Here is a 21,123-nt window from a genome sequence, read left to right as displayed (position 1 = left end):
AATAAACCTTATTGCTTAGCCACTAAGCGTGATTCGTCATTAGAGAGTGTGAATGCAACATCACTGCTGTCTATTGTCACTGTGTTTGGTGCAATTGGCATACCAGGGCCTACGCGAGCAGGACCATTTACGGCAATCACATCACCTTCAGACAAACCCGATGTTACTGCGCGAAGCGAACCATAACGCTCACCCACAGTGACTAATTTGTACTGCAATACGTTGTTTTCGCCAACGGTTAATACAAAGCGATTTTTTAAATCAGTGCCGATTGCTCTGTCTGGCACAATAATTTGTTCACTAATTGAATTAGCCGCTAATTTAATACGCGCAAATGACCCTGAACGAAGTTGGTTATTATCTTCGTCAAATACAGCGCGCACACGCAAAGTACCCGTAGAGGCATTAATTTGGTTATCAATAAAGTTGATATACCCTTTGTATGCAAAGTCGTGTTGCCCTACTTTTTGCATAACAACAGGCTGGCGGCTAGCGGCTGTTACATTACTAAAAGCACTATTCCAAGTGCGTTCATCAATATCAAAGTATGCATACATTTTTTCGTTAGAAACAATGCTTGTTAATACACTTTGACCCGCAATAATATTATTACCTCTAGTAATGTTTGCACGCGAAATAACACCATCAATTGGCGATACAATTGAAGTGAATTCTAAATCTAGTTCGGCTGATGTAAGCTGTGCTTGCAAAGCAACAAGCTGTGCTTCACGTTGGCGTAAAACAGATGTACGAGATTCAGCCTGCTCAGTAGAGATTGCTTTACGCTGTGTTAAACGTACCGCGCGTTTAGCTTCACTTTTTGCTTGTTCTAATGCAGCTTGTGCACTGTTGATTTGTGCTTCAAGGCTTGCTACCACAGCCGCAAATGGGCGGTCATCTAACTTAAATAATAGGTCGCCCTTTTTAACATTGTCGCCTTCATTAAATGCAATGTGATCAATAACACCTGACACACGCGGCATTAATGCCACTTCTTGAGGAGACTCTAAACGCGTTGTATAGGTGTGCCAATTCTGTACTGGTTTAACAAGTACCGTTGCAACATCAATTGGTTGAAGATGTTGCGCCTGAGCTGAAGGTGGTGTGCTTTCGTCAGCACAACCCGCAAGTGTTAATAATGCGCCAGCGAGTGCAGCAGCAATTAAATGTTTTTTCATGAAGACGCTCCTTTTATAATTAGTGTTGCATAGTACGTATTAAGCTTGCGGACAAAAAGCATAGATTTTTAAATTCATTAGTGCCAAAATGGCATCAATAAATTAATTAGGATGTAATAATGGATACGACAAGTCGGCTTTTGATGTTGCTTGAGGTGGTAGAACAAGGCTCTTTTGCCAAAGCGGCTGAAATTCGTAACATTGACCGTTCTGTTATTTCTAAGCAAATTAGTCGCTTAGAAGATGAACTCGGCGTTAGGCTACTTAATCGCACGACTCGCTCATTTTCACTCACTGCTGCAGGCGCAGAAATGATAAAAAAAGCCGCTGAGCTAAGAGAGCTGCTTGGTGAAACAGTGCGCATGGCTGAAAACTACCATTTAGAGCCCCGAGGCGTATTAAAAATCACATCATCAACCTTGATCGGACGCCGTTACTTGCAACCGGTACTGAATAATTTTCAAAAACGCTTTCCTCAGGTTGAGGTAGAACTTCGCTTAGATGATAGGCTCGTTGATATTGTGTCCGAAGGCTTTGATTTAGCATTTAGAGTTGGCGAGCCAAAAGATTCATCGCTTATTGCTCGTAAAATTGCGCGTAACCGACTATTGATTGTCGCAGCACCTGAGTTTATAGAGACTTATGGGATGCCTAAAACAATGGAAGATTTAGCCGATTTGCCCGCAGCAAGCTATGCTAGCAATTCTATAAGGGTTGAAGGAGTCGATTACTACAATAGTAAAGGTGAGCCTTGTGAGCAAAAAATAAAGAGCGTATATCGTGCAAACGATGCGGAAGTACTCCTAATGAAAGCAATTTCAGGCACGGCCTATTTTGTAGCACCCGCATTTATAATTGGCAATGAAATCACAGATGGTAAATTAATTCCGCTCTTAACGGATATAAAATTGATGGAATACAGTGCTATGTATGCTGTTTACCCACATCGTGACTTACCTGTGCGAACGCGATTGTTTTTTGATGCGGTCCGAGAGTACTTAGGAAAAGATAAACCAATTTGGGAAAATGGCATTCCTAACTTTGAACAAATGTATTAAACCAAGTTGAGTAGAGTTTTCTTCAATACGTTAACCATATACTTTATTGCGCCCAAGGCGTTTTGCTTTATAGAGTTCTTTATCTGCTAAGTTCACAAATTCAAGAAGAGTTTGACCATTTTTGTATTCAGTTACCCCAATACTGATGGTTAAATTAATCACTTTACCGTCGATGTCTATATTAGTGGTTTCAACTATCGATCTTAGCTTTTCTGCAGCGGCAAACGCATCATCAGCGTTTTTGAATGAGCTAAGAAGTGCAAACTCCTCGCCTCCGACTCTAAATACATACCCTTTAGCGAGAGTCACTCTTAACAATGCAGCAATTTCTACGAGTACTTTATCGCCAACATCGTGACCATATTTATCATTCACTTGTTTGAAAAAATCTAAATCTAATAAAAACAAAAAAAGTTGAGATTTATCTTGTAGTTCCACTTCAAAATAATGGCTCATTGAAAGTCGATTGCCTGCTCCTGTTAATGGATCAAGTAATGCTAAGTTTTTTAATCGTTTAGAAGAATGTGCCCTACTCACTTCAAAAATATGTGATACTGCCCATATACTTATGTACGTGAGTGATAAATTTAAGCTTAGATTAAATGTGGTAAAGGGGAGCAATGGCGACTTTTCGAATAAGATAATACTTTGCAGACTAAGTAAGGACGCTGATAAAATTACCCCTGGGTATTTACCAAGCAGAAGATAATATAAAATGGGGAGCGCAAATGACCAAATGAATACACCATTTTTAGGCGTTGCTATGTAAGTTCCAAACACCACTATTAATGTAATAAGCCCGCACATTACAATCGATTGCCAAGCTTGAAGCGCTTGTTTACCTAAGCGAATAAAAGTGTACAAACAATATAAAGAAAAACATATTTCTAAATAACCAAGTGTATAAAAGTTGTTTACTGTTAAATTAAAGGCAGAAAAGATTGCAGATAAGCTGCCAAAGCAGAAGCACATCCACCTAAGTACATTCCATCTCAGAACTTTAGTACTATTAAGAGCTGCGATATCCATTCATAAAACTTAATAATGAAATAAAAATCCAGTTTAACGTGAAAAATAGAGATAACAAGCTTTACAAATATAAAATTCTGAGTATTAGTACTGTTTTTAGTAAGTTAAGCTAGGGCGTGTTGACCTTTGGTGGGTGAATTTGCAGCAGTATGTTTGGTTTTTAGGCAAGGCAGAGCCTATGTAGTGTGGTTATTCCCCATCAATAGGCGATACCGCAACATAAATACCAAACACGCGCAGCCAGTTGGCTCATCCTAAGAGCGATTTATTCCTTGTTGCATACATAGATGTAACAAGGAAAGTAACGCAGAAACTGTTACCAAATTCGCAAACTTCACGCCGCGATTAAATCGCCCTTCAATTGTAATAAAAAAACACTTTATTGCTGCGGGCTTATTTATACTTAAAAATCAGCTAGCCACCCAACATCGATAAATTAGTCGTAATACCCGTATTACCTTGTTGCAATAAGTGGGATGGCTTTTTAGTTTTAATATAGCGCGATAACAATGCGATTAACGCTTCGTTTGAATCGCTGTTCATATGCTCTCTTAGAGAGATGCCCTCTTCAGAGAATAAACACAAATGTAAATTACCTAACGAAGACACCCTTAATCTATTGCAGGTACTACAAAAGTCGTTGCTATAGGGCATTATTAAGCCAATATTGCCTTGATAATCTGGGTGCGAAAACTCTTGCGCGGGGCCCGCTGAAGCATCTTGAATGATACGTTGCCACCCTTTTTGCAATAACTTGGTTTTTATTGATTCACCTGAGAGATGGTTTGCATCAAAAAAATCTTTATTATCGTTTGTCTGCATCAATTCAATAAAACGAATAGTGACAGGTCGGTGTTTAAGCCAACTTAAAAAGGTGTCTAGCTCTGAGGCGTTATATTGTCTCATCAGTACACTATTTATTTTTACTGACGAAATACCGCTATCAACCGCTGCATCTATACCACGCATCACAGACGCAAATTTATCGTGCCCTGTAATTGAGTTGAACATACGTGGATCAAAGCTATCAATACTCACATTAATGGCACTTAAGCCGGCATTTACCCAATCATTAATGTTTTTTTGTAAAGAAAAACCATTTGTGGTCGCGGCGATTTGACTTATACCGGTTGTGTCTTTTGCTGCGCGGATGACATCTATAAAGTCTTTTCGAAGCGTTGGCTCCCCGCCGGTAATACGTACCTTTTTAATACCATGATGAGCAAATGCTTTAATTGTATTACTTATTTCGTTAAGCGAAAGAAAGTCTCGGTCGTGGTCACATTGATAACCATTTGGTAAACAATAAACACACTTAAAATTACACACGTCGGTAATTGATAAACGTAAGTAACTAAATTCTCGTCCTGCTGGATCGACTAACATAACTAAACCTTGGGTATAACTTAAGTATATTTATTACATGTTAAAGAGGTCGCATTAAAATACAAACCTCTTACACATATACTGCTTTTACTGTTTTATGTTGACAAGCCCTTTTTAAGCTCATCTGGTTTCATAGGTAGGTTTCGTAAACGAACGCCAACCGCATTAAACACGGCATTACCAATCGCGGGGGCGATACCAATAACGCCCGGCTCACCTAAACCAACCGGAAACTCGTCACTTTTTATAAATTCAATATCCATATCCGGTACATCTTTCATTCTAAGTGGTAAGTAAGTATTAAAGTTGGTCGCTGAAACCTGTCCGTTTTGATACGTATTTGATTCATGCAACGCAAGGCTCGTTCCCCAAAGTGCAGACCCCTCTAATTGCGCTAACGCGCCATCAGGATGAACTATTAAACCTGCATCAACAACAATATACAGCTTTTTAAGGGTAATTTTTCCATTACCACGATTTACATGCACATGTGCCGCTGTAGCAATCCATGCAGGCATTGTACGTTCTTGCCCTGAGCTCGCTGAAAAGCCGATACCTTCACTTTCACCTAACTTAATATTGGCTACTTTTTCAGATACTTTTGTAAGTACGTTATGCAAGCGTGCTGCCCCGCCGATACTCTCTGGTGCTTTACCTGCTTGCTTGCCTTTTGCATCTAGCATTTCAAGGCGAAAAGCAACAGGATCTTTCCCCTGTTTGTGTGCAACCTCGTCAATGAACGATTCAAGGCTCCACGCAATCCAACCAGGCCCAACCGAGCGTAACCATCCTGGAATGAATGTGCTTTGTACAAGCTCATTATTAATGGCTCTTGCGCGATGGCTGTTCATGCTATACCAATGATCGGCACCCGATGCAGAAAACGCGTCAAACTTGCCTTTTCCATCAACACCTGGGGATAAAAACCCCGGTGCCATTGCCTTGGTTGGCCAACCCGCAGCAAAAGCATGTTCTAAGCCCGTGAAAACGCCGTTTTTATCAAACGATGCCGTCATTTTTGCAACAGAAGCTGAGCGTGATTGGTCAAATAAGCTGTCATCAGCGCGAGTAAATACAAGTTTTACAGGTTTGCCTACTGCTTTAGCTGTAAGGGCTGCGGGTACAGTCCAATCACCAAATAATCTACGACCAAAGCCACCACCTAAATAATAAGGGCGAATAATGACTTTCTCTTGCGCTACTTCAAGTGCTTTAGCTATCGCAGGTAGTGTTAGCGACTGCCATTGATTACCGGTATGGATAATCCAATTTCCATCTTTATACTGAGCAAGGGCATTTAAAGGCTCTAATTGGTAATGGCTAGCGGTCGCTGTGGTATACATTGATTCAAGTAATTCTTTGGCATCGTTTTGCGTTTTCTTAATATTGCCTTCATCAACAAATAAAGTGCCTGAATCGGTTTGCTCACACAAACGTATACCCTCTTTTTGAATATCAGACTCAGTTACGTTTGCTGCGTTACCTTTTTTATACTTAACCTTTAGTACATCAACCGCTTTAATGGCACTGGGGTAGTTATCAGCAAGTACAACAACCCACCCTTCTACCGTATTACTTGGGTCGGTTAAAATCTCATAACCTTTGTACCCTTTAATAGCTTTTGCTGCTGTGTCATCAACACTTATCACTTTACTGCCAAACCGTGTTGGCGGAATTACTGGACGAGCATAGAGCATCCCCTCAACTTCTACGTCAATACCATACACAGCAGTACCATTGGTTTTAGCTGGTATATCAAGCGCTTTAAAATCTTGTTTAAGCCCTGTTAAATGGCGTTTATTGGCAGGTTTTAGTGGTAAAGTAGCAACTTCTTCACTTGTAAAAGTACGATTAAACTCATCTTTTTTAACTAAATCAGCATAACTAACAGATTTATCGCCAGAGATTATATACCCTTTTTCAGCGTGGCATGTATCCACAGCCACACCCAGCATTTTTGCGCCTGCTTCTATTAGCGCAATTCTACCAGCGGCACCTGCTTGGGAGAGTGGTTTAAAGCTTTGAAAAACCGACCACGAACCGCCAGTTACCATATAACCCCATTTTTCATGGGTATCTACATACGTAATTGATACTTTTTCCCAATCACATTCCAGCTCATCTGCAACTATACGCGCTAATGCAGTGCCTATATGTTGACCCATTTCAGCCTTTGCAATGCTTACTTCGACGCCACCTTCGGTGTTCATTGTCCACCAAATTGTAGGAGAGAATGCTTGCTGAGCTATTGATTCTTTAGCGCTTAGCGAGCCCGAAAAAAATGCTGGAGCAAACGCCATAACCAAACCTGCGCTTGCAGTACCAATCATGAACGAACGGCGGTTTAAATTAACGGTTTCACTATTTTTTTGAAATAATTTTTTCATTATTAGCTCCAGTTAAGCGTCTTGTGCGTTTGGATCAAAAATATTGACAACACTTTGTGACTCATCAGCCGCTCGTTGAATCGCTGTTTTAATGCGTTTGTATGCCATACAACGGCAATAGTTGCCGTTCATATAGTTGGCTATTTCGTCTTCAGAGGGATTTGGGTTCGTTGCCAGTAATGTAGCTGCTTGCATTATCTGGCCCGATTGGCAGTAACCACATTGTGGGACTTGTTCGTCAACCCATGCCTTTTGCAGTGGGTGTTCGTTATTTAATCCTTCGATGGTAGTAATTTTTTTGCCCGCAATAGCGCCTACAGGCAACAAGCACGAACGCGTAGCTTGTCCATCTAAGTGCACAGTACACGCACCACACATCCCAATACCACAACCAAATTTTGTCCCTTTTAGTCCAATTTCATCACGAATAACCCATAACAACGGTGTATCTTCACTTGCGTGTGATTCAATCACCTTGCCATTAATTGTAAACGTCACCATAGCTTGCCCCTTGATTAAGCTTTTATAGTAACTCTTTAAGTTATTCGTATAGCTTAAAGAGTTACTATAACTATTAAAAAATGTAATTACTGACCTTACTCATTACTTTTGCCGTGAAAATACTTTACAGCGTTTTTCTATAAACTCATGGAGTTGCGCTTCAGTGTCTATATCCAAACTCGCACATTTTAAATTAACAGTATTAACTTCTTCATCATTGCAACGCAGTAGATGCTGCGCACCTTTATCTGTAGTTAAGTCGCTAAGCTTCGATAGATCAACGTTAGGAAATATCGCAGGCACGCCTAAACGCTCGCCGTAATTAGCACACCAACGAGCAGGATGCTTTTTAAAATTTGCAACTAATTCACTCAAATGTTCTGTAGTAAGCTCAACCTGATCAGCAAGCATAAATAAAATACCATCTGGCTGCTGATTTTTTAAAATAGCTTTTGTGGCTGTCGCAATAGAATCACCTAAACCTTTATCCCATTTTTTATTTTCAATCAGCTTAATATTTTTATTATTTTCGAGCGTGTTTTTTACTTCTTTATGCCATGCACCAGTGACGACAAATACAGGTGAGCTATCAAGTGCTTGTATAACATCAACCGCACGTTCAATCATCGTTTGGCCTGCGCCAATATCGGCAGTTAACTTACAACCATTGAACCGTGATGACTGCCCCGCCGCTAATATCACCTTAGCGATTAACACTTTTCATTTCCCCAGTTACTCAATGAGGTGGCATTTTTATTTGAAAACACGGCGTGTATTTCGCTAATGAGTGAAAGTGCAATGCTCTCTGGTGAGTCGCCGCCTAGATTTAAGCCTACAGGACCAAATACAGGTGACTTTACTTTCTCTAGCGAAGTATTCGCCTGCGTTAGCACTTGCGCACGTCTATGTTTAGGGCCAAGTAAACCTATGTATTTAAATGCTATATCAGCGAGTACGCAAAGCACACTAGCATCAAGCTCAACACTGTGGGCCATTAAAACAGCGGCATCCACTTTGTTTTCTATACAATACTCACGTAATTGATTTGGCTTAGAACGTAAAATAGCATCAGCATTTGTAAAGTACTGCCTTTTAGCATTTGCTGGACGCGTATCCCATACGGTTACACTCCAACCAAGTTGTTTAGCAAGTGTATAAACAGGCACCGCGTCTGCCCCACCTCCTACAATAAGTATATGAGGCGCAGGGTAAATAGAAATATCTAAAAACGTTGCATCATTAATTTCAATCAGTTGAGCTTTTCGATTAATTGATAAACCTTGTTGCTCTGCGTTTAGAGCAAATTCCCCACAGCCACTAGGTATAATAGGGTTCACTTGTTGAAGGTAGTGCCCCGCTATATTGTCGTTAAGTGCTTTTCTCATATGTTCAAGCTGCAAATACTCGTTAGCCTTATGAATTGGCTGAAGTAAAATATGCACTATACCGCCACATCCAATACCTAACTGAAATGTTAAATCATCTTCATCTGTTGCATCGTAACTTATCGTTTTACTAGTTAACGTGCTCATTACTTGCTTAGCATGTCGCTGTATGTCAGCCTCTAGGCAACCACCAGAGAGCATACCTAAACGCTGCCCTAAACTCGAAATAAGCATCATTGCGCCTAGCTTACGATAACTAGAACCTTCTATTTGATACAAAGTGGCTAAAACCCACTCTTGTTTATCTTTGAGAGGCTCCCAGCTATTTAATATATTTTTTAAATCAGTAACCATACACTTTTACCTTAAAAAATCATCGTGTGTGCCGATGATTACTGCCACTTTACGTGACAATTTTTAGATTCGTTTAAACAACTACAAAAATTGAACAGCAACCTTACTTTGCCGTAACCTTATGTAACACTTTTATAGCAAAGTGATTGATTATTAATGTTTTAGCCCTCAATAATATCATCCAATGTGTCGATTAGCTCATCAAAACGTTCATTTACATTTTCGCGTTGTTTATCACTTAAAGTGGTATTTAACTCATTTAATAAATTTACATATAAACTAAGGTTTTCATCATTAATTTTAAGCAGCTCTGGGCTCATATATAATTCACGTTCTTTTATAACCGTGCTTAATTGCTCAATAAACTCAGATTGCGTTAAATTTTCACTTTCAAATACTTGCTTAGCAGCATTTAAACGCTGTTGTTTGTATTCGAGCCACAGCTCACTTGAGTCCTGATGTTTATCGTTGGTCAGTTTAATTAGTATTTTTTGCTCAGCATTAAGTTTTCCGAGCCATTGCTCGTAATATTCTAATTGTTCTTCTAAACGATCTTTTTTACGTGCTATAAAAGTTTGCTCGTTAAGTTCATCGCGTTCTTCATCAATTTTTTCTTGAATATTATTTATGAATGTTTTGCGCTGTAAAGGCGTTAAATTTTCACCTAATTCAGCCAAAGGCAAATAAGCGAATTCAAGTAAATTTCGCCAATGTTTTTTTGCAAAAACAACGTGTTCTTTAAGCTGAACGGGTTTTAAACCTTCGTTAAACAAGGTTTTTATATTTTGTATATCTTGTTTGTATGCTGGTAACTGCGTTGACCTATGCCAATGCTGTGTTGTTTCGATAATTTTTTTTAGTTGCTTGTTTTGTTGTTTATTTAAATCAACATAATCATCAACCCAAAACGATGAAAGCCAGCTTAAATTATTATAAGTAAATGAGGCAGAGCAACTGCATAAAAACAACATGCTAATAGCGACGCCTACATGTTTGAATTTTTTCATTTTAGTGTTGTTTAGCATCCCATTCCTTTTTTAACTTATATTGTTATTAAATAAATTCATTTGATAATAATTATCATTTACTATTGACTTGCATTCTATTACAAGTGATAATCGTTCGCATAAACACAGTGTAACGACCTCAGTGCCTAAGGAAGAAGTTACAGCAAGGATGCTGATATTTAATTAAGAAGACTGTGCCGCTTCGTGTTTGCTACTTACTCGACCCAAGTAGTCAGCACTCAAGATCACAATTACTTGCTACATTGCTCATATTAGTGACGGTTGATATGACTCAAAAAAGCCCTAACGGGCTTTTTTTATTTCTTTAAATTTTCTGCAATATCTGTATCTTACACACCACTTATAAATTTACTTCATGCAAAAAAACTCTGTTTTGAGCTATACATTACATATTCAGCCAAACTAGAAGCACTGTATCTTGCGTTTATATAAAAGCTGGCGTAAAACATAACAGTAGACACTTCTTTTTGCACTCACATTTAAACGTTACAACAGTCTATTTAGCGCATTAATTTGTAATAAAATGACGTTTGACTAATACATATTGCAACGATTACTAATTGGAGACATGAATATGTCACAGTTTAATTTAAAAACTTTAATACTTGCTAGCGTGTTGCTTACAAGCCCTTTTGCCCATGCAGGGCTCGAAGATGGCATTAAAGCAGCTAATGAAGGTTACTTTGAAGAAGCCCTGAAAGAGTTTGAATACCTTGCTGATAAAGGTTATGCACCTGGAATATATGAACTCGCGAAGTTATATGAAGGGGGTTACGGTGTAATTCGCGATTATCGTAAAGCCGCTCAACTTTATCAAGAAGGTGTTAAGAAAAACCATGTAGACTCTATGTTTGCATTAGCGGTGTTATATGATGAAGGCAAGGGCGTTAAGTTAGATAAACAAATGGCGTTAAACTTATTTGAAAAAGCAGCCAATAAAAATTTACCCGCTGCGCAGTTTAATCTTGGTGTTATGTACGCGAATGGTGATGGCGTTAGCCACGATTTTGAACTTGCAAAAAAATGGTACGAAAAAGCAGCCGCTAATAATTACTCACTAGCGCAATTTAACTTAGCACTCATGTATTTTGAAGGTTTAGGCATGCCAAAAGACTTAGAAAAGTCATACATTTGGAATACTATTGCTGAATACAACGGTAATATGCAAGCAAGCCATAGCCGAAAGCTCGATGAACGAAAAATGCTACCTAAAGAAGTTGAGGAAGCTAAAGAAAAAGCGGACGCTATTTATACCAAAATTTTAGCTGGTACATATGCAGGTGAAGGCCGATTGTTCTAATCTTTATATTCACTAAAGCTGAACTATTACCATAGTTCAGCTTTTTTCATCTGAAGCCACACCTACTTAATATAAAGCCACTTTAAAAGCTTTATAAGCACGTTACTTTGCTTGAGTAACATACCAACTCGCGGATTAAATGAACCTGAAACTAGCGTATTTTTAGCATGGCTAAAGGTTAAAAATCCTTCTTTACCATGGTAATGCCCCATACCTGAGTGCCCAACACCACCAAATGGTACATCATCTGCTGTAACTTGCACTAGCGTGTCATTAACAGCAACTGTACCGCTGAGTGTTTGCTTAATAATATAGTCTTGAGCTGGTTTATCTTGCCCTAAAATATAAAGTGCTAATGGATGGTGATGTTGTTTAATGTAATCAATAGCATCGTCAAGTTTGTTATAACTCATTATTGGTAATATAGGGCCAAATAATTCATCCTGCATGAGCTGCATTTCATCGCTTACCTGTGTAACAATGTGCAGCCCCATGCGGTGTTTTTCTGCATCTTGCTGGTTTTGCTCAAGCGGTTTTACAATCGTTGCACCGAGTTCTTGTGCTTGCGCTAAATAACCCGTTAAACGCTTGTAATGTGCATCGCTAATAATCGATGTTAAGTTTTTACCTTCAACACCCTCTTTAAAATGCTTTTTATAAAGCTCACATAATTGCTGAATGAGCTGATGCTCAAGTGCTTGTGGTACCAATACATAATCGGGTGCGACACATATTTGCCCAGCGTTAGCCATTTTCCCAAATAGTAACGTTTGCGCTGCTTTTTTAATATCAGCCTGCTCGGTAATAACAACGGGTGACTTCCCCCCAAGTTCAAGTGTTACTGGTGTTAAGTTATGACTCGCTGAGGCCATCACCAATTTACCCACCGCAGTTGAGCCCGTAAACAATAAGTGAGCAAATGGCAACGATGAAAACTCACTTGCAACCTCACTGCCGCCCTGAATTACTTTGCAGTGCTCTTGTATTTCGTCGCTAAATAATTTTTCAAGTACCACATTTGTGTGTGGTGTAAATTCGCTCAGTTTTAACATCACTCTATTACCTGCGGCAATCGCTGTTACAACAGGTACTATGGCTAATTGAATAGGGTAATTCCACGGTGCAATAACGCCAACAACCCCTTTAGGCTGATAAGTTACACTGACTTTTGAAGGCCATAAACTTAAACCTACCGCACGATTACTTGGTTTAGACCAGTTAGGCAATTTTTTTATTATATGCGCAAGTGTTTGTACTGTAGGCAGAATGTCGCCAAGTAAAGTGTCAAATGCCGTTCGGTAGCCAAAATCTTTTGAAACTGCATCTACAAGCTCTTCTTCAAGTTCAACAATTCGTAATCGGAGATTTTTTAGCAACGTAATACGTTTATTAATTGGTAAATAAGGCGTACTTAGAAAGGCATCTTGTAACCCATCAAACTGTGTGGTTAAAGAAACTGTATTAGAAGTGTCAGTGGTCAAAGTAGGTTACTCAATTTTCAAAGTTACTGCAGATAATAACCCTGAACTGTTTTTCGAGCAATCACACTAATTTAGCTATAATAGCCAAACAAGTAAGCATTAAGAGTCGTTTTGCCCAGCACTGAGATGATAAGCAAAACGACTCATATCGAGATAGCTATAAGCTAAGTTTAAGTTTGTTTAAAAATTAAATACTTTTGCTGCAATAGTCATCGTCACTAATGTAATTAAAATTATCGCAATAATATTAAGCATAAACCCTGCTTTTATCATATCTCGTATTTGTATTTTTCCCGAACCAAAAACAATTGCATTTGGTGGTGTTGCCACTGGCATCATAAACGCACAGCTACATGCAATAGCTGCTGGAATAACCCAAACTAAAGGCGATCCGAAAATACTCTCCGCAACAGGGCCTAAAAGAGGTAAAAAACCAGCGGCAGTAGCCGTGTTACTGGTTATTTCGGTTAAAAATGTAATTAACGCAACAACCACCAATACAGCCATAACCAGAGGTATTGCGCTTGCACCTTCAATTAAATGCGCAATGTATTGTGCTAAGCCAGATGATTTTATTTGCGAAGCGAGTGATAACCCTCCTCCAAATAATAATAGTACTCCCCATGGTACTTTCGATGCACTCACCCAATCTAAAATTCGTTCATCACTGCCTTTATTGGCTGGTAAAACAAATAATAACAATGCAGCCGCTATTGCTATTGCTGTATCTGAAATTTTAAGTCCAGAAAAATCAGCGAGTAAAGGTCTAAAAACCCAACAAAGAGCGGCTAATACAAACACATAAAACACCCCTTTTTCAGCACGCTGCAAAGGACCAAGGGTCGTCAGTTCTTTTATAAAAACAGATTTACTGTCGTGTAAATGTTCTGTTTTTTCATCAACCTTGTAGCTGAATTTTGTGAGCCAAACCCAACATACTATCAACATAACAATTGCTAACGGAACACCAACAAGCATCCATTGACCAAACCCTATTTCGATTTGATAGCTTTCTGACAAATAGGCCGCCATTAAGGCATTCGGCGGTGTACCTATTAGTGTTGCAATTCCTCCAATGCTCGCACCATATGCAATAGATAACAAAAGTGCTTTAGCAAATCCATCATCCTCTGAGTTTGATTCGCTCACTAAGTGTATGATTGAAAGTGCAATTGGTAGCATCATTACTGTCGTTGCAGTATTTGACATCCACATAGATAAAAATGCTGTCACCAACATCATAGCTAAAATCTGTAAACTCGGCTTTTTACCCGCATAAAGCATCGTCGTTAACGCGATCCGTTTATGTAGCCCCCAACGTTCCATCGCGATGGAGATCAAAAAACCACCTAAAAATAAAAATATTAAGGGGTGCGCATAAGGCGCTGCGGTACTTTTTATAGGTGCTATATCAGCAATCGGCGATATAACAAGTGGCAATAATGATGTTGCAGGTATTGGCACAACTTCACTAACCCACCACGATGCCATCCAAAAAGCTAACCCTGCGGTTTTAAATGCAAGACCAGACATACCACTAGGAGGGTCTATCAAGCACGTTAATAGCATTACAGCAGGGCCAAGCCATAATATAATTTTTTGCGTTAATGTATTTTTCACTGGCTCGTTTTTTATAATTTTCTGAGTCATAATTTGCCCTTAAAATTTGTACTTGAGACCAAGTGCGACACTATTATCCGCATTTTCTTGGAGATCTAAATCGGTATACAAAAGATACGCTGTGGTTTGCTTGTCAAAAACATAGTCAAATCCAGTACTCCACTGAATCGCTTTTGACTCTTGACGAATTGCAGAGTCATCTTTAGCAAATTGTAATTTTGGAACCCATTTATCAATTGTATAACTTGCACTTAATACATAACCGTTGCCTGACTTAGTCTCATCAACTGATTCCGAATGTTGGTACAGTGCACCTAGCTGTAATTTCTCAAATTTATACACGCCCACGATTCGGCTAGCTGTAATATTGTTCAAAGAATCAACCCTACTTAATGAGACGTAATAAGGTGTATTATTTAAATTACGGTCACCGTAGATTAGCGTCGCTGCAAACCCTGCTTTGTTATTTTTATTATCGTCTTTTGGAGCATAGGTAAACGAAAACTGAGCATTAGACCAATATTGAGATGTGTATGTAAGCGTATCACCAAGCCGATCTTGCCCAGCAATTACCTGCGCCATATCACCTTGGGTTTCATTGAAGTTATCTAATTTTCCTTCGGAGTATTTAAAGCGCGTATCGTTTCTACCTATAACGATTTCACCAAACGCCCCTTTTAGACCCAAATAAGTATTACGTGCTGTAAACGGCTCTTCTGTATCATCCTCTTCAAAGCCTTTCACCTGTACTTCGTATTTAAAAACTGCACTTAAGTATTCATTTAATTTATGCTGACCTTTTATACCAATACGAGAAAAAGGCGCTTCAATTTGCGTACCTTCTTTGGCGTAGCGCATAATACCAGTGTCGGTATTTGCGATTTGAACTTCTGCTTTACCGTAAACGGTATAATCAGCGGCTAAAGTAATACTGGGCAATATTGCTAAACTACTCAGGGGTATAAGCAAAGTAGATAGGTGTGTTGTTTTTATCATTGTGCGTCCTAATTATTAGAATCAACTTATTGTCAGCTCTAATAAGGCAAATTTACTGCCAATGATATAAAAACCTTTTTTTTCATAACCTTAAAAAAAATTGCTGTTATTATTTATACAAGCGTGTGCGGTTAACCGCACACTTAGAAATGCATGTTGTCACTAAATCCGCACAACTATTCCGTAAACATATCTCGATTAAGATTATATTTACTCATTTTATCGTAAAGTGTTTTACGCGCAATTTGCAGTGTTTCCATGGTATTTTTGATGCTTCCATGATTTTGCTCAAGCGCATATTCAATCAGTGATTGCTCATAAAAAGCCACTTTTTCTGATAAGCTCAAATCAGGAGATAATCCACCAAACTGCTGCGTATTAACCTCGGTAAAGGCAAGTTCGGCGCCAAGTAATACCGCACGTTCGGCTTGGTTTCTGAGCTCTCTTACATTACCAGGCCAATCATAAGCAACTAAGCGCTGTTGTATTTCGCTGTTCAGGGGTGCTGGAGGCTTGTGATAGCGCGTTGCAGCAATGGAACTAAAATGCTTAAACAATAAAAGTATATCTGCTTTTCGCTCTCGTAAAGGCGGAATATTTACTTTAACTAAGCTCAACCTGTAATATAAATCAGCTCTAAACTCGCCTTTTTCAACTAATGACAGTAAGTCTACTTTAGTCGCTGCAACAATTCTTATATCTAAATCAATGGCTTTGTTATCACCTACAGGGGTTACTTTTCGCTCTTCTAAAACGCGCAGTAATTTAACTTGCAGCGACATTGGGGTACTTTCTATTTCATCTAAAAAGACCGTACCGCCTTGTGCATATTCAAACTTACCTTTACGGCTTTGCGTAGCACCCGTGTATGCTCCACTTGCTGCGCCAAACAGTTCACTTTCTATTAATTGCTCTGGTACAGCCCCACAGTTAATCGCCACAAAGTTACAACTCGAACGAATACTCTGATCATGTAAGTAGCGTGCTACGAGCTCTTTTCCTGTGCCGGTTTCACCTTCAATCATTATATCTGTTGGCGTATCTATTACTGTATTTAATAAATGCATCATATGTTGCATTTTGGGCGTATCCCCCAATATACGTACACCCGGCGCAGATGCTTTTTGCACAACCACTTTTAATGCGCGATTTTCCATAACAAGACTGCGCTTATCACATGCTCTGGCAATACAATCAAGTAAGTGTTCGTTCAGCGGTTTTTCGAATAAATCGTATGCCCCTAATTGCATTGCTTTTACCGCAATGGACACGTCGGCATAGCCTGTTAAAAATATCACAGGAAGCTCACTGTCAAAGGCTGTGATTTGCTCGAGTAAAGTTAAACCGTTCATTGTGGGCATATTAATATCGCTAAGCACAATTCCATTATACCGTCGGCTAAGCTTACTAAGGGCCGTACTTGCGTCGTTAAAACACTCTACGGTATAACCTTCTAGTGTGAGTAGTTGTTTTAGCGAATCTCTGATCATCGCTTCATCATCAATCACTATAATGTGTTTACACAACAAACTATCAATCATGCTTATCCCCCTGCTTACTTGAAAGACTAATAATAAATTCAGCCCCACCTTGCAATCTATTGTGTGCGCTTAAAGAGCCATTAAATGAATCAATAATCTGTTTTGATATTGATAACCCTAAACCGAGACCTTTGCTATCTTTAGTGCTGTAAAAGGGCTCAAATAAATGACTAAATACATGTTGTTCAATACCCGAACCGGTGTCTAAAATAGAGAATTTAACGCGTTCTTCAAAACACTCCAAATTGAAGGTCAAATTACGTTCAACAGCACCATTCATAGCTTGGCTGGCATTGGTAATTAAATTAACCAGCACTTGTTCAAACTTAAGAGCATCAACCCAGACGATGACTGCTTCATCAAATTGCGGGGGCTCTACCTGCACATTGTCTTGCTTTAACTGCGCGCTAGAAATCATTAATGCATTATTAACAAGCGCAGCAAGCGGGTATGGTCTTAATTGCATCCCTGATGGTTTACTAAAGTGTTTCAGCTGCCCCACAATTTTATGCACTCGCTCGACTAGCCCTTCAATAATAACCAAACTTTGACTTAAGGCTTCGTAATTACCTTTTGCTAATAGCCGCTTAGCACTTGCTAGGTATGTATTAATTGCACTAAGAGGTTGGTTTATTTCATGATTTATACCAGCACTCAGCTGCCCTATAGTAGCCAGTTTAGCTGATTGCACTAAAGCCGTTTGTACCTTTTCAAGCGTTTGGGTACGCTCTATTACTTTTTGCTCAAGACTATGCCTTGAATAAAGTAATTTTTTATATCCAGCAAAACGAGCTAATAAGCTATACCCTATAATAATTATAAAACTGTAGATAATAATAACCCAAAATAAGCGCGATATTTGTGCGCTATCGACCTTTGATACATCGACAAGAATATGCATTGTGGCATTAAAGTTATTGAGTTTCATTGAGGACGAAACATATCGCTGTTTATCAATTTTAAATTGCGTCGTACCTTGGCTCTGAGACTGATACTGCTTTATGTATATAGGTTGATGATCCAGATAAGAACGGCTAGATTTAATCTCCTGCTTTGCAGTAATTCCAAGCTGAGTAAAGCTATTCAAACGCCACTGTTCAATATCAGACATGGCAATAACGTGATCGGGAAGTTGTAAATAAAAATGGCTCCCTTTCGACGTATTTAGTAACTCTCTATCATTTTCGAACTTACTTACATTAACTTTTAAAACCACTACTCCAATGGCTTTATTATCACTATAAACTGCTTGTGAAAAATATATGCCTCGTTTATTTGAACGTATACCAAGTGCAAAATAGGCCACTTTATCATCTGTAAAAGCACGTTTAAAATAGGGTCTAAAAGCATAGTTACTGCCCAAAAAAGTGTAATCAGTCTGCCAATTACTACTTGCAATAACATCACCTTGCGTATCCAACACAAAGATGTCAGACGCACCGCTGGCTTGCTGAATATCAGCTAGATAATTATTAATTGCGCTATAATGTTGTGGTGTTCCTGATACAAAACTTATCATCAACTCATTATAAGTTAATAACTCTGGGATCGCAGAAAAGCGTGCAAGTTCAGTATCAATATAATTATTTAATTGAGTAACTTGACGTTCAGCCTGAAGGTTTGCTTGCTCAATATCATGAGTTCGTCCGAGAAAAAATGATATCAACAAAATAAATATGGGTAATATACAAGTAATAATGATTCTTTTAGAAAGAGAAAACATACTGACCCACAAAATAACCTGATGAATTTAAAGAACCTAGTTTAACTGCTTATTAGCCATAGCGATATAAACTTTTGTTAACAAAAATCAGAGCGAGTAAAAACAAAAAATCACCGCAAACAAAAATATTCACGGTGATTTTTATTATACCAATTCACTTCATTAAGTTATCTATTTTGAGGTAGTAAACATTGCCGATAACAAGGTAAAAATTCGTTATTTCGTTGTTCCCAGCAATAACTTCTGCATTGCTTTATCTACTGCATCCATGGCGTTGTAAATCAGAAGTTTTGACTTCTGTTAGCCTCAGGTTTTATCCCTTAAATTGATAACGTATTATTGCAGATTGATATAGAGCATCATCTATTCGCTAAATTAGCTTGCAGTTACAGCTCTTCGATTTTTAACATATTTGTATAAACCAATTAATGACGCTGCAATCCAGAATATTTCGATTACAAAACTGGCTAAGTTAAAGTTATAACAAAGGCTGATCAACAATAAAATGGCCCCCGTTAAATTCATCATATTGTACATTAAGCTAGTTGGAGATGTTTTACCTAGCTGCAGTAAAAAGAATGAGCCAACGACTAAAAAAGTACCTGTCATACCTATGATGTCAAATAAGAGTGCTATCACGAAACTATCCTTTATCCATTTTTAAATAACCCAAAAAACTGGCCCGATCCGTGGGGAGGGTATTTTTTCATTCATTGAAACAGCAAAACCGGGCGATTCTATCAAGATGATAAATTCTAACAAGGGCATATGTCCGCATAAGCAATATGCTTATTTAAATGTAACTTTACCACCAATAATTTTATAAGCGGGTATCCCTCTTATCACAGTAGGCCTTGCAAAAGGACGATTACAGTTAGGGCAAATACAGGGCTCTTTTGTGAAATTTTGGCTAATACGTTCTATAAAACATTTAACAAGCGCTCCTTTACCGCCCTTTCGATACTTAAATAAGGGGGTTTTGCAAGCAGAACAAAAAATATCAACCGTTTTTGTTGGCCCTTTTTTATTTGGTTTAGCCATAATTAGTCATTAATTCAAAGTAATACCTAAAGTGTAACAAGACTAAGGCCAAATACCCAAAATTAGGCCCATTAAAGAAAATTGTAAAATATGAAAACTACCATTAATTAAAAACAGCTTCATCGGCCGTTGCTCAAAAATATAACTAAGCCCAAGTGAACTACTAACCCAAAATACACCGATAATAAATCCAGTTCCTACACTTTCACCAACGTTAGGGTTTTCACCTAGAAACAATGCAAGCAAAAAAGTGGCTATAAAAGATAATAAAAAGCTCCCTCCAAAAATTAATTTTGGATCTGCTGATTGCAAATCTAGCTCTGTTAAACCACAACTTTCAAGCCAAGCTTGTTTAAACATTTTATTTGAATACCAAATGCCGCCAAGCATAAAGCAAGAGAGCGCGGCAATTAATACCGCAAAATAATCAACATCAGAAAAATTCATATACTGCCATAACTTATGCATGATGGGTTATTTGACTGTAGTTAATAATTATTAAAGCGGCAAACTCATAATCTGGAAACTAGGGCCTTATATGGACTCCCCGTAAATGTCAAAAAGAAAAAGTTAAAATATCCCCAGTTTTGCACCAGTTAATGTAATAAGATCGGTTGTCATTAATTTCACTTCTAAACCGCGTTTTCCTGCACTTACATATACGTGCTCAAACTGTGATGCACTACCATGAATGTAGGTAGCGAGGCGTTTTTTTTGTCCCAGTGGACTTACCCCTCCTAAAATATACCCCGTACTGGCTTGTACTTTTTGTGCAGCCGCCATTGCCACCTTTTTAGATGAAGCTAATTTTGCCAATTGCTTTAAATGAATTTGTTGAGAAACAGGTGTTACTGCAACAATTAATTCGCCTTCATGTGTTTCAAGCACTAATGTTTTAAATACTTGATGGCTATTAAGCTTTAACTTTTCAACTGCTTCAAGCCCATAGTGACTATTGCTAGCGTCATGCTCGTAACTTAAGACATCAAACGGGATTTTTGATTTTTTCAATAGATCGATTGCAGGTGTCATAATACTTAATCATTTTTTATTAACAGTAACAAAAATAAAATTTAAAGCAAAAAAAACGACGCTAAATAGCGCCGTTTCATTAT

General features: G+C 38.4%; 19 protein-coding genes. 2 read left to right on the top strand and 17 right to left on the bottom strand.

The window, feature by feature from the left end:
* Nucleotides 1-8 precede the first annotated feature (8 nt).
* Complete coding sequence (locus AOR04_RS20410; RefSeq protein WP_096794513.1) at nt 9-1,178, bottom strand: efflux RND transporter periplasmic adaptor subunit; 1,170 nt, start codon at nt 1,176-1,178, stop codon at nt 9-11.
* Nucleotides 1,179-1,297: 119 nt separating this feature from the next.
* On the opposite strand from AOR04_RS20410, the gene AOR04_RS20405 reads away from it, so the two are divergent.
* The gene (locus AOR04_RS20405) at nt 1,298-2,236 is read left to right on the top strand and encodes a LysR family transcriptional regulator (RefSeq protein ID WP_008134313.1); all 939 of its coding nucleotides are present in this window, start codon (nt 1,298-1,300) and stop codon (nt 2,234-2,236) included.
* Nucleotides 2,237-2,266: 30 nt separating this feature from the next.
* Here AOR04_RS20405 and AOR04_RS20400 read toward each other — a convergent pair whose 3' ends face one another.
* From AOR04_RS20400 to AOR04_RS20370, 7 genes are all read right to left on the bottom strand, one after another.
* Nucleotides 2,267-3,265 (bottom strand): GGDEF domain-containing protein, encoded by a 999-nt coding sequence (locus AOR04_RS20400; RefSeq protein ID WP_096794512.1) that lies wholly within the window; start codon nt 3,263-3,265, stop codon nt 2,267-2,269.
* A 414-nt stretch (nt 3,266-3,679) separates the two neighbouring features.
* Nucleotides 3,680-4,651, bottom strand: coding sequence for a GTP 3',8-cyclase MoaA (gene moaA / locus AOR04_RS20395; protein WP_096794511.1), 972 nt, complete (start codon nt 4,649-4,651; stop codon nt 3,680-3,682).
* A 95-nt stretch (nt 4,652-4,746) separates the two neighbouring features.
* Nucleotides 4,747-7,038, bottom strand: a complete 2,292-nt coding sequence (locus AOR04_RS20390) for a xanthine dehydrogenase family protein molybdopterin-binding subunit (RefSeq protein WP_096794510.1) — start codon at nt 7,036-7,038, stop codon at nt 4,747-4,749.
* A 12-nt stretch (nt 7,039-7,050) separates the two neighbouring features.
* The gene (locus AOR04_RS20385; RefSeq protein WP_007375515.1) at nt 7,051-7,539 is read right to left on the bottom strand and encodes a (2Fe-2S)-binding protein; all 489 of its coding nucleotides are present in this window, start codon (nt 7,537-7,539) and stop codon (nt 7,051-7,053) included.
* Between the two features lie 102 nt (nt 7,540-7,641).
* Complete coding sequence (locus AOR04_RS20380) at nt 7,642-8,256, bottom strand: nucleotidyltransferase family protein (RefSeq protein WP_096794509.1); 615 nt, start codon at nt 8,254-8,256, stop codon at nt 7,642-7,644.
* A complete protein-coding gene (locus AOR04_RS20375; protein WP_096794508.1) occupies nt 8,250-9,278 on the bottom strand; it encodes an XdhC family protein in 1,029 nt (342 codons plus the stop codon). Before AOR04_RS20375 ends, AOR04_RS20380 begins: the two co-directional genes overlap by 7 nt.
* Nucleotides 9,279-9,439: 161 nt before the next feature.
* Nucleotides 9,440-10,303: a DUF6279 family lipoprotein gene (locus AOR04_RS20370; protein ID WP_008134327.1), complete on the bottom strand. Its 864-nt coding sequence runs from the start codon at nt 10,301-10,303 to the stop codon at nt 9,440-9,442.
* 577 nt (nt 10,304-10,880) lie between these two features.
* On the opposite strand from AOR04_RS20370, the gene AOR04_RS20365 reads away from it, so the two are divergent.
* Complete coding sequence (locus AOR04_RS20365; RefSeq protein ID WP_007375520.1) at nt 10,881-11,606, top strand: tetratricopeptide repeat protein; 726 nt, start codon at nt 10,881-10,883, stop codon at nt 11,604-11,606.
* Nucleotides 11,607-11,668: 62 nt separating this feature from the next.
* Here AOR04_RS20365 and AOR04_RS20360 read toward each other — a convergent pair whose 3' ends face one another.
* The 9 genes from AOR04_RS20360 to ybaK all read right to left on the bottom strand — a co-directional run bounded on the left by AOR04_RS20360 (nt 11,669) and on the right by ybaK (nt 21,040).
* Complete coding sequence (locus AOR04_RS20360) at nt 11,669-13,087, bottom strand: coniferyl aldehyde dehydrogenase (protein WP_096794507.1); 1,419 nt, start codon at nt 13,085-13,087, stop codon at nt 11,669-11,671.
* A gap of 180 nt (nt 13,088-13,267) precedes the next feature.
* Nucleotides 13,268-14,737: an SLC13 family permease gene (locus AOR04_RS20355; protein WP_007375522.1), complete on the bottom strand. Its 1,470-nt coding sequence runs from the start codon at nt 14,735-14,737 to the stop codon at nt 13,268-13,270.
* A gap of 9 nt (nt 14,738-14,746) precedes the next feature.
* Entirely contained in the window at nt 14,747-15,703 is a 957-nt protein-coding gene (locus AOR04_RS20350) for a porin (protein ID WP_096794506.1), read from the bottom strand.
* Nucleotides 15,704-15,879: 176 nt separating this feature from the next.
* Nucleotides 15,880-17,244, bottom strand: a complete 1,365-nt coding sequence (locus AOR04_RS20345; RefSeq protein ID WP_096794505.1) for a sigma-54-dependent transcriptional regulator — start codon at nt 17,242-17,244, stop codon at nt 15,880-15,882.
* Nucleotides 17,237-18,967 carry a sensor histidine kinase gene (locus tag AOR04_RS20340; RefSeq protein ID WP_096794504.1) on the bottom strand — a complete coding sequence of 577 codons (1,731 nt, stop codon included), beginning with the start codon at nt 18,965-18,967 and terminating at the stop codon, nt 17,237-17,239. The genes AOR04_RS20345 and AOR04_RS20340 overlap by 8 nt, the downstream gene beginning before the upstream one ends.
* 375 nt (nt 18,968-19,342) lie before the next feature.
* The gene (locus AOR04_RS20335) at nt 19,343-19,606 is read right to left on the bottom strand and encodes a CBU_0592 family membrane protein (protein ID WP_007375526.1); all 264 of its coding nucleotides are present in this window, start codon (nt 19,604-19,606) and stop codon (nt 19,343-19,345) included.
* Nucleotides 19,607-19,756: 150 nt separating this feature from the next.
* Complete coding sequence (locus AOR04_RS21970) at nt 19,757-20,008, bottom strand: hypothetical protein (protein ID WP_096794503.1); 252 nt, start codon at nt 20,006-20,008, stop codon at nt 19,757-19,759.
* 42 nt (nt 20,009-20,050) lie between these two features.
* Nucleotides 20,051-20,455: a DUF1761 domain-containing protein gene (locus AOR04_RS20325; RefSeq protein WP_033029847.1), complete on the bottom strand. Its 405-nt coding sequence runs from the start codon at nt 20,453-20,455 to the stop codon at nt 20,051-20,053.
* Nucleotides 20,456-20,578: 123 nt separating this feature from the next.
* The gene (gene ybaK, locus AOR04_RS20320) at nt 20,579-21,040 is read right to left on the bottom strand and encodes a Cys-tRNA(Pro) deacylase (protein ID WP_007375529.1); all 462 of its coding nucleotides are present in this window, start codon (nt 21,038-21,040) and stop codon (nt 20,579-20,581) included.
* Nucleotides 21,041-21,123 lie beyond the last annotated feature (83 nt).

It is taken from the genome of Pseudoalteromonas sp. 1_2015MBL_MicDiv (genome assembly GCF_002407505.1).
GTDB lineage: Bacteria > Pseudomonadota > Gammaproteobacteria > Enterobacterales > Alteromonadaceae > Pseudoalteromonas > Pseudoalteromonas fuliginea.
The sequence above is the reverse complement of the archived record's forward strand: the minus strand, read 5'-3'. Positions and strand labels throughout refer to the sequence as shown.